Genomic DNA, 10731 nt, shown 5'->3' with positions numbered 1-10731 from the left:
GGCGATGAACTCGCGCGCCTTGGCGATCGGGGCCTCGGTGTTATGCGCCTGGTCGGCATCCACCTCGGTGGACACGCGGCCCGGCACCAGCTCGGCCAGCATGGTGCCGACGCCGACGGTCAAGCGATCGACCACGGCATTGGCGATGGACTGCCTGTCACCGGATTGGGCGCGGCCCCACTGCAGCTCGCGCTCGATCAGGCCGGCATAGACCGGCAGGTCGAGGGCTTTCTTCACCAGCGTCGGGTTGGTGGTGCAGTCGACCGGACGCAGGCGCTTGATGGCGTCGTAATCGCCGGTATCGGCGACGACGACGGACAGTTCGCGCAGCTGCGCGAGCTTGGATGCAGTGCTCATGAGGTGCTCCGGATCAGGCGGGGGTGTCGCCATCATCGGCGGCGGCGATGACAGCGGCGGTGTCCTGGTCGAAGGTCGGCGCGGCGAATGGCTGCGGGCCGGGGGTGCGACCAAACACGATGGGACGGGTGATGCCGCGGTAGCTGCCCAGCAAAGGGTGCTGCAGCGTGGTGATCATTTCTTCGGCCAGCACCTGCGGGTGCTCGAACATGTCCTCGACCTTGCGCGCGGCCGCGCACGGCACTTCTTCGCCGAACAGCGCTTCCCATTCCAGCGCACTGCGTGCAGCCAGCGCGGCATGCAGCTTGGCCAGCAGTTCGTCGGAATGTTCGGCACGCTTGCGCACGGTGTCGTAGCGCGGATCACTGCCCATTGCCGGCAGGCCGATCTTGTCGCACAGCGCCTGCCAGAAGCGCGGCGTATTGGCCGAGATGTACAGATGGCCCTGCGCGGTCGGGTGGATGCCGGTGACGCCGCCAGAGCGCATGTCGCGGCCCACGCCTTCAGGTTCGCCTTCGGCCCAGATCATCCGTGCCGACTGCATGGTCAGTGCACTGCGCAGCAGCGACACGCCCACGTACTGGCCTTCACCACTGCGTTCACGTTCGAACAATGCCGAGGACACACCGGCAGCCACCAGCGCGGCGGCGTAGTAGTCGACCACCGAGCCGTACAGGATCTCCGGCGCGCCGCCGGGCTTGCCCTGCATCGCGCACATGCCGGTCATGGTCTGCAGCACCTGGTCGTAGCCGGCCTTGTCCTTGAGCGGACCGTCCTCGCCGTAACCGGTGACCGCGCAATACACCAGCCGCGGGTTGATCTTGTTCAGGCTGTCGAAATCGATGCCCAGACGGGCTGGCACGCTGGGGCGGAAGTTGTGCACCAGCACGTCGGCCTCGCGCACCAGGCGCATCAGCACCGCGCGCTGGTCGGCTTCCTTCAGGTCCAGCACCACGCCGCGCTTGGAGCGGTTCACGCCGAGGAAGGCGCGACTTTCCGCTTCCAGCGTTGACGGGTACTTGCGCAGGTTGTCGCCAACCGGCGGTTCCACCTTGATCACTTCCGCGCCCTGGTCGGCCAGCAGGGTGCAGCCGTACGGCCCGGCGATATAGGCGCTCAGGTCCAGCACGCGCACGCCGCTGAGCGGGCCACGGGCACCATCGCGCTGGGCGATGTCGAACGGAGATGGGTTGTTGCTTGCTGACATTGGCTGCACTCGAATCCTTGATTGCAGTTTCCTCCCGGTGGATGGGAAGAAACATATCGTGCGGGTATTTTCAGCGAGGACAAAAAGCAGGTATCGCGGTGTCATCGCGTTCAAAACCACCGCTGCCTTCACAGTTTCTGGTGACAGGCAGCGGTGACAGGCTTATTGCGGGGCCAGCGACAACCAGCTCAGGCGCCAGACGTCGTGCTCGCGGCCACCACAACGGTAATAGGGCTCGAACACCAGCGGCGCGCGGCATTCCAGCTGCATCGTCACCGTCGCGCCTTCACCCTCATCCTGGCCAACCTGCAGCCAGCGCGAAGGATCACCTTCTGGCAGCTTCACGGTTTCATCGGTCTTGAAGCCATCGATCAGCGTGGTTGCATAGACCAGTGGGCCGTAGCTCAAGCCGACGTACTCCCAGCGCAGCACTTCCTGCGCCACCGGCGAGCCGTCCGGTGCACGCGATTCCTGCACGTTGATGTTGGCGGCGCGGTGCAGCTGCGGCTGCATCGGCAGCTGTACCGTGACGAGGTCACCGGCCTGCCACTGGCGCTGCAGCTGCACGTAACCGTCCGCAGCGACCTGCACCGGCACGTTGACGCCGTTGACCTGGATGCGTGCGTCTTCAGCCCAGGCCGGGATGCGCAGGCCGATGCTGAAGCTGGCGCTGTACTCGGGCGTCACGCGCAGGCTGATATCGCCGTTGAACGGATAGCGGGTCTGCTGCTGCAGCACCACCTTGCCAGCGTCTGCATGATTGAGCGTGGCTTCGCCGGCGCCGTACAGGTTCACCCGCAGGCCGCCGTCGGCAGCGACGCCATAGGCAATCTGCGGCAGCTCTTCCACCGCCATCGCGCCGGACGACTTGCAGCAACGCCAGTACGTCGTATGCACGCGCTTGCCGTTGGGGAAGGTGTAGTAACACCAGTCCTCGCCGTTCGGTGCCATCGCCGCCAGCAGGTCGTTGTAGGCGGTGCGTTCCAGCTCGTCTGCATAACGCGCGTGGCCGCTGATGGCCAGCAGCTCGCGGTTGAGCTGCATCCATGCCAGCACCGAACAGGTTTCCACATAGGCCTGCGGGAAGAACGTGCGCGGGGCATTGAACACCTCGCGCGAGCGATGCGCCACGCCGCCCCACGGGCCGCCGCCCAGGGTCAGGTGCTGCTCGCGGATGTTGTTCCACAGGTTGTCGATGGCCAGCTTGTAATCGGCCTTGCCGGTGGCCTTGTACAGCTTGGCCAGGCCAACAAGATTCCACGACAGCTGGTAAGCCTTACCGGTGGCGATGAAGGCGGCGTCTTCGTTGGCGATGCCCTTGTCGAGCAGGGCCAGGCGCGGGTTGGCGTTGGCCTGCTGCAGGATCTTCTCGGCCAACGCGAGATAGCGCGGCTCACCGGTGACCAGGTACAGATCGGCGGCCGGGTCCAGCAGTACCGTCGCCGACATGCCGTGATGGTTGCCCAGCGTGGTGATGTCGATGCCCGATTCCAGCGCCTGCCAGCACAGGTCGGCGATGCGCCGTGCGGCCTGCAGGTAGCTGTCGTCGCCCAGCGCACGCCAGGTTTCGAGGAAGCCGAGGATCAGATAGCTGTGGGTCCAGATGTCCCAGGTGCGCAGCGCCGGTTCGCCGTTCCAGCTCTCGGGTTTGGGCGGCTGCGGCACGGTGAAGCGGCGGTCGGCGGCATAGTTGCCGAGATAGCCGTCTTCATCCTGCTGGCTGATCAGCCAATCGGCGACGCGTCGCAGGTTGGCTTCCAGTTCGGGCTGATCGCCCTGCGCGACTGCGCGGGCGGTGGCCGACAGCCACTTGCCGGCGTGTTCGCCATACCAGTCACCTTCCTGGTTCTGTTGCTTGTGCGCCTGGCCGAAGATGCTGATCGACGGGCTGGCTTCATCGACGATGAAGTGGCTGAGGCGGCCGCTGCGGTTGGCCGCCAGCATCTGCCCGAACACACCGTCGAGCTTCACCGCTGCCGGTGCGATCAGCTGCTGGCCGCTGGTGATGGCCGCACTCATGCCGCATCCACCACGCAACGGAAGCCGAGCATGCCGCTGCGGTCCTTGGCCGGTGCCATCAGCAGGTACTTGCCATGCTGGTCCAGGCGATAGGCCTGCGGGAAATACCAATGCGAGGTCTGCGGCTGGTAGCTGGAGCCACCGCGCAGGATCGCCGCGCGGGTGTGTTCATCGCTGAACTCATCGGTCCACTGCCACACGTTGCCGACCAGATCCTCGACACCGAACGGGCTTGCGCCCTGCGGATGTGCATCGACATCGGCGGGGGCCAGCAGGCGGCGGCCACGGTTGACCTGCGGTACGCGGCTGGCGTCCCAGTCATTGCCCCACGGATAGGTTCTGCCATCGTTGCCCTGCGCGGCGTACTGCCATTCCCATTCGTGCGGCAGGCGCTTGCCGGCCCATGCGGCGTAGGCGCGCGCATCTTCCAGCGACACCCAGATCACCGGCTTGTTGTCCCAGCCGGCGCGTGGTGCGCCATCCACCCAATGGGCGAGGAAGTTGATGTCATCGGCCGGGTGATAGCCGGTGGCATCGATGAAGGCCTTGAACTGCGCATTGGTGACCGGATGGCGATCGATATGGAACGCCTGCATCTGCATCAACTTGCGGTGATGGCGACGCGGGCAGTCTTCCCACGGGAACTGCACGTCCTGGCCGGCCCAGTTGAAGCCTTCGATCTCGACACCGCCCACGGCGAACACGAATTCGCCAGCCGGAATGGTGACCATGCCCTGCGGCGCGGCAGCCTGCGTGGTGGTGGCGGGAATCTCGCGCAGCTGCTGCGGGATTGCCTTCCATGCGCCGGAGAAGCTATTGAGCGCCTGTTCGGCGCGTTTTGCGGCTTCGGCCAGGAATGCGTCCAGACCGTCGACCGCAGTGCCCGGCTGCACGCTCAGCACCGCACCAAAGCCGCGTGCTTCCATTGGCAGCTCGATGATGGCCACGCCATCACGCACCGCCGGCGACAGCTCCACGCCGTGCCAGACATCGTAGTAGCGGGTGCCGTCCACATGCGGCAGACCGATCTGCTCACCGTTGACCGCGTACTCATTGCGGTTGATGAACGTGTGCAGGCACTGGCCTTCGACCGGGAACTTGCTGGCGAAGATGCCACCCTGGTAGCAGACCTGGTAGGGCTCCCAGTCCATCGCCACGATCAGCGCCGGGAACTGGCGGTAGATGGCAGCGATGCGGCGCAGGGTTTCACCATCGCGCGCGGTGAACTGGTTCCAGATGCCCCAGATGTTTTCCCAGGCGTTGTAGCCGATGCCGTTGAAGAAGCAGTACTGCAGGTCGTGGTTGCGGTTGCGGCCCCAGCGGTTTTCGTAATTGACCATGTGGCGCGGCTCCAGCCACTTCCACTTGGACACCGGCGGCACCGGGCCATCGGGTGCCTTCTTGCCCCAGCTCTGCACATTCCAGATCAGCTGCTCTTCCGAGCTGATGGTGGATTCGGGCTGCACCACCACCGGATTGCCGTTGGCATCGCAGGAGTCGAAGAACGCGCGCGGTACGCCGTTGAAGGTATCGCCGTTGATGCCGTCGGCACCAGTGGCCTTGATGATCTCGGCCAGTCCATCCCAATGCGTCACGCCCGGGTCACGGGTGCCGTGGTCCCACGGCTTGGCCGGCAGGAACACGCGCACGCCGCGCTTCTGGAATGCCTTCACCGCGGCGGTCAAACCTTCCAGGCCGCCCGGCAGCGTGTGTGCCAGATCGAACTGATTGCGGTCGTCGATGCCGATGTTCGGGTAGATGTACCAGATCAATACCGAATCCAGGCCGCCGAAGCGTTCGATCAGATCGTCCAGGTACTTGTCGACGGTGTACTGCGCGGTTTCCACGTCGAAGAAATAGCGGTCCTCGACCATCATCTGCGCGTGCACGAAGTTGCGCTGCGCCCACTGCAGTTCCGGGCGACGGTAGTTCACGTCGGTATAGCCGATGCGCACCAGGTGTTCCTGGCGCCAGTCCTTCAGCTCGGTCAGCCAGTCGGCGGCGCTGGCATTGGCATCGATCATCCAGCTGCCGATGTCGGCGAACGGCCACGCCGGTGCCTTGCCTGGCGTCGGCAGGTAGCGGCCGGTGGTGACGTGCGAGAACTTGTACTCGGTACGGATCACCTCACGCCCATGATCTTGGGAATCGTTGTCGTAATCGGGGGCGGGGTAGGGGGAGGTCATGGCAGTCATCCAGCAAAACGGGGGGAGGCGTAACGGTTACAGCGCGCACCATGCCGCAAGCGCGGCATGGGCGTCGGTGCCGGGCAGGCGGCTGGCGTCGGCCAGCAATGCCTGTACTTCGGCGTGTTCGGGAATACTGGATTGTGCACCCAGGCGCGTACAGGCCAGTGCCGAGGCGGCGCTGGCGGCAAGCAGGGCCTGCTGCAGCGGTTCATCGCGCGCGAGCAGGGCAATCAAGGTGCCGCAGAAGGTGTCGCCGGCAGCCGTGGTATCGAGTGGCGAGATCGAGAACGCTGGCTGCACCAGGATCTGCCCATCAATGCGCGCCAGGCTACCGCGCGCGCCGAGAGTGACGATCACGCAGGGAACGTCGAGCCGTGCCAGGCCGGTGGCCAGGTCCGGCGGATTGCCTGCAACCACGGCCAGCTCGCCTTCGTTGACGATCAGCATGTCCAGCTGTGCCAGCAGTTCAGCCGGCAGCACCTGCGCGGGTGCTGCGTTCAAAGCGACTTTCACTCCAGCGGCGCGGGCGGCGGTGGCATAGGCCTGCACCGAGGCCAGCGGCGATTCCAGCTGCAGCAGCAGCCATTGCACGCCATCCAGTGCTGGCAGGTGTTCGGGCAGCAGTGCCATGTTGGCGCCGGGGGCGACGGTGATCGCGTTCTCGGCGTCATCGGACAGGCAGATGAAGGCGGTGCCAGTCGGCAGCTGCGCATCGCGCACGGCATGCAGCAGCACGCCAGCGTCGTTCAACGAGGCTTCGATCGGCTTGGCGAAGTCATCGGCACCCAGGGCAAGCAGCATCTGCGTGGCAGCGCCACCGGCACGCGCGCAGGCCACGGCCTGGTTTGCACCCTTGCCACCGGGGAAGGTACGGAATTCGCGGCCGAGCACGGTTTCGCCCGGTGCCGGCACATGCGCCGCGCGCACCACGAAATCGAGATTGGCCGAGCCGGCGACAAGAACGGTGGAACTCATGGAATGGCCTGGTAAACGAGGTTGTAGAAACGGGTGGACGGTGAGGCGAGCGCCTTGTCACCGCTGGGCAGGTATTGCATCAGCAGGATGGCCACCAGCTTCTCCTTGCGGTCGATGGTGAAGTACGTGGACGCGGCACCGGACCAGCCGAACTGGCCAACGCTGCCGAGCTTGCCGCGATACGCCGGGTTGGTGATGACATAGCCGCCCAGGCCAAAACCTTCGCCAGGGCCATAGCTGCTGATGGCCGGCTCGAAACCGCCGAGCTGGTCACTCATCATCAGATCGACGGTCTTGCGCGACAGCAGCTGTTGCTTTCCGCTGCGGCCATCATCAAGCAGCATGTGGGCGAACTTCAGGTAGTCGGCAGCGGTGGAATACAGGCCGCCGGCACCGCTGTCGTAGCCCTTCAGACGCACGCCCGGATTGCGCGCGCTGAGCGTGTCGGCCACGCGCAGGCTGCCATCGTCGGTGCTGGTTGGCAGTTCGACCACGCGACCACGCTGCGCCAGCGGCACTTCAAAACCGGTGTCGTGCATCGCCAGCGGGCTGAAGATGCGTTGTTGCAGGAACTGCGCGAACGGTTGCCCGCTGACCACCTCGACCACGCGCGCCAGCAGTTCGGTATTGCTGCCTTCGTAATGGAAGTGGGTGCCGGGCGCATCGGCCAAGGGCAGCGTGGACAAGCGGCGTGCAACGTCCTGCAGCGAGGTCGCGCTGTCGACATCGGCCGCGGTCAACAGCTTGGTCGCCACCCGGTGCGTGTCCGACGCCGCCGCGAATCCGCTGGTATGGGTGAGCAGATGGCGCAGGGTGATCGCGCGCGGCGCATCTTCGGTCTGCGGATGTTGCAGGCCGCCGCCGGTCACCACGGTGCGGTCGGCGAACTCGGGCAGATAGCGCGCCAGCGGATCGTCCAGCGACAGCTTGCCTTCTTCCAGCAACATCAGCACGGCGACCGAGGTCACCGGCTTGGTCATCGAATAGATGCGGAAGATGCTGTCGGCCTGCAGTGGCCGCTTGCCGGCACTGTCGGCGTGGCCGTAGTGCTGCTGGAACACGATGCGGCCATCGTGCTCCACCAGCGCTACCGCGCCCGGGAACTGGCCCGGTGCGGTGCTGGCCTGCAGGAAACCATCCAGCGGCTGCCAGCGGTCTCCCGCGTGCAGCAGCGGCGCGGACAGGCACAACAGGAGTGCGGCGCCACGGCGCAGCCAGCGACGGCTGCGCGGTGTTGCGATGGTTTGATGCATGGCGTGCACTCCTGCGCTCATCAGCGGAACGTATACGAATAGCTCAGCGACACCACCCGACCGCGACCGGCCCAGTAGTTCTGCCAGCCATCGCCCTGCGAGCCGCTGAGGATGTAGTACTTGTTGAACAGGTTGTCCACGCCCAGCGAGAACGTACCGAAGCGCCCCGAATCATAGTTCACGCCCAGATCCCACAGCGTGTAGCCGTTGATCTTTTCGTCGTAGTCGTACTCTTCGCCGTCGTATTCGCGCACTGCCGAGCCGGTGAGGTGGCGGTCGCGCAACATGCTGGCACCGAGCGTGGCGTCGAGGTTGGGCAATGCTTTCCACACCAGGGCGACGTTGATCTTGTCCGGCGTCGCATCGAAGATGCCCAGCGGCTTCTTCATCGGGCCTGCATCGTAGCGGCCCTGCGGATCGGGGCCCCAGAACGAGGTGTAGCCGCGCAGGTGCGTGTACAGGCCGGTGATCTTGAAGGTGTCGGTGAAGCGGAATTCGCCAGTGAGCTCGATGCCTTTGATGTCGGTGGGCGCGCGGGTCATGATGAAGTCGCTGGTCAGCGGGTCCACTTCCAGCGATGCACCGAAGTCGGAGGTGGAGTGGTACCAGCTGCCACTCAGCGCACCGCGCGAACCACGCCAGTTGAAGCCGATGTCGATGTTGTCGACGATGATCGCCTGCAGGTCGAGGATGCCGGCCACGGTCTGGCCCGGATAATTCACGTTGCGCAGCGGGATGCCGATGTCAGGCAGGGTGAAGCCCTTGCTGTAGGCACTGAACAGGGAGAACTCATCGGTGACGCGCCAGATCGCGCCGATGTTGGGCAGGTTGGCGGTGTAGTCCAGGGTGCCGCCTTCGACGAAGGAATTGTTGCGGTAGGCGACGGTGGTATAGCTGTCGATGTCGAGCTCGCCGTTCTCGCGACGGAAGCCGCCGCTGACCGTGACCGGGCCGATATCCCAGGACAGCTGCGCATACGGGGCAACGCTCCGGTAATCCATCGGCGGCACCCATACGCGGTCGGTCATCACCAGCCGCTGCTCGGCCACGTCCTGCACGAAGTCCACGCCGGTATGCAGCTCCAATCCGTCCACGCCAAAGATACTGGGGCGCGTCCACGAGGTACGCAGGCCCTTCTTGCGTGACTGGATCTCGGACTGGTCGAAGATGCGGTCGGCATCGTCTGCCGGTGCCGGCTTCACCAGCTGGCGGTCGGCGCCGTTCTCCGGCAGGAAGCGCATGCCCTGCTTGGCCTGGTAACCGACCAGGTCGAGCGTGCCGCCATGGAAATCGCTGTGGGTGTACTGCAGGCTGTACTGGATGAACTTGTTGAGCGCATCGCGCTGGCCGTCGATGTGGCCCTTGATCGAGGTATTCGGTACCGGCGTGTCGCAGGGCGGCCAGTCGTTCGGGCCCTTGCAGCCGACCAGCTGGATGTAGTCGCCGTTGCCGCCGATGTTGAAGTTGCTGTACGTGGCCTGCAGGCGCTGCTCGCCGTCCTCGCCGAAGTTGTAGCCGCCCTTCATGTATAGGTTGCGCGACTGCGAATCGGCCAGCGAACCGCTGGAATTCATGCCAATGCTGCGGTTCTTGGCGTCATAGGCCATGCCGCGCTCCAGCTGCGAGACGCTGGCCAGGAAGTCGTAGTTGTCCTGCTTGATCGCATGGCTCAGGCCCAGCTTCCAGCCGACGCTGTCGTCGTTGAACTGGGTCTGGTAGCGCGCATTGATGGTGGTCTCGCTGCCGATCTGTTCCGGCACCTTTGAGATGTAGTTGATCACGCCACCGGTAGCGCCGATGCCCTCTGCAGCGGACGGACCGTTGATGACTTCGATGCGGCCGATCACGCCCATGTCGGTGAAGGTGCCGTTGCGGGTGCCTTCGCGCAGTGGTGAACCCTGCGGGATGCTGTCGAACAGGCGCAGCGGAATGCGCCCACGCAGCGACTCACCGGAGTTGGTCATCGCCTGCGAGGATTCGGCATAGCCGGGGATGGTGCGCGCCAGTACCGCGGTGTTGTCCTCGGTGATGATCAGCGACTGCTTGATCTCCTCCGGGGTGATGATGGTGATGGCGCCGGGGATCTTGTCCACTGCCTTGGGCGCGCGCACGCCGGTGACGATGACCCGGTCGAGCTCGGTGGCTTTCCTGTCCTGCGCGCGCTTCTCAGCGCTGCGGCTGTCTTCTTCGTTTGCTGCCTGCATCTGCTGGGCCTGCACGCTGTTGCTGATCGCAGCGGCCAGAACCAGAACCCCCAACGCTACCGGTACCTTCTTCATGGTGTTTATCTCGTTTTTGTTTTAGATAAGACGTGCATGAACTGCTGCCGCTGCGCGCGGCATTCCGATACTTCTGTTGGCTGCTGCATCCCTCCCGACGCAACTCCCCGACAAAGCCAGCCTAGGCGTGGACAGGGGTGCATTGAAGGCGGGGGGGCTAGCTTCAGACGTGAGGTTTTGTTGCTTGAAACAAGCTGTGGTTTTTTCTTGCGGTGCAACAAGAAAGGTTTTCTTGTTGCCGCAGCCGTTGCTTCTGTAGGAGCGGCGTAAGCCGCGAAGCAGACGACCGTTCCGGCGACGAGGTATCTGCAGTTGCAGGATGCGCGAGAGCGGATGCTTCTCCAGCTTCGCGGCTTTAGCCGCGCGCACAGGCACCAAACAGCAAACAAAAACGGCGCCCCACGTGCCAGTGGGGGCGCCGTGAAACTGGAGCGATCAGCCCATGTAAGGGG

Annotated in this window: 7 protein-coding genes; all 7 read right to left on the bottom strand. The window is 64.7% G+C overall.

What is annotated here, in order from left to right:
- The coding region (locus tag ACVOMF_RS19005) for a transaldolase family protein (RefSeq protein ID WP_481510651.1) at positions 1 to 357 on the bottom strand (357 nt) is incomplete at its 3' end.
- Positions 358 to 370: 13 nt separating this feature from the next.
- Positions 371 to 1564, bottom strand: coding sequence for a CaiB/BaiF CoA transferase family protein (locus ACVOMF_RS19000; RefSeq protein ID WP_481510650.1), 1194 nt, complete (start codon positions 1562 to 1564; stop codon positions 371 to 373).
- Positions 1565 to 1726: 162 nt separating this feature from the next.
- The gene (locus tag ACVOMF_RS18995; protein ID WP_481510649.1) at positions 1727 to 3583 is read right to left on the bottom strand and encodes a glycoside hydrolase family 127 protein; all 1857 of its coding nucleotides are present in this window, start codon (positions 3581 to 3583) and stop codon (positions 1727 to 1729) included.
- Positions 3580 to 5769: a formylglycine-generating enzyme family protein gene (locus tag ACVOMF_RS18990; RefSeq protein ID WP_481510648.1), complete on the bottom strand. Its 2190-nt coding sequence runs from the start codon at positions 5767 to 5769 to the stop codon at positions 3580 to 3582. The genes ACVOMF_RS18995 and ACVOMF_RS18990 overlap by 4 nt, the downstream gene beginning before the upstream one ends.
- A 36-nt stretch (positions 5770 to 5805) precedes the next feature.
- Positions 5806 to 6747, bottom strand: coding sequence for a ribokinase (locus tag ACVOMF_RS18985; RefSeq protein WP_481510647.1), 942 nt, complete (start codon positions 6745 to 6747; stop codon positions 5806 to 5808).
- The gene (locus ACVOMF_RS18980) at positions 6744 to 8000 is read right to left on the bottom strand and encodes a serine hydrolase domain-containing protein (RefSeq protein WP_481510646.1); all 1257 of its coding nucleotides are present in this window, start codon (positions 7998 to 8000) and stop codon (positions 6744 to 6746) included. The genes ACVOMF_RS18985 and ACVOMF_RS18980 overlap by 4 nt, the downstream gene beginning before the upstream one ends.
- A gap of 20 nt (positions 8001 to 8020) precedes the next feature.
- Positions 8021 to 10279 carry a TonB-dependent receptor gene (locus ACVOMF_RS18975; protein WP_481510645.1) on the bottom strand — a complete coding sequence of 753 codons (2259 nt, stop codon included), beginning with the start codon at positions 10277 to 10279 and terminating at the stop codon, positions 8021 to 8023.
- Positions 10280 to 10731: the final 452 nt, after the last annotated feature.

It is taken from the genome of Stenotrophomonas sp. STEN022 (assembly GCF_056760155.1).
Note: the sequence above shows the minus strand (reverse complement) of the source record. Positions and strands in the feature narration are given on the sequence as shown.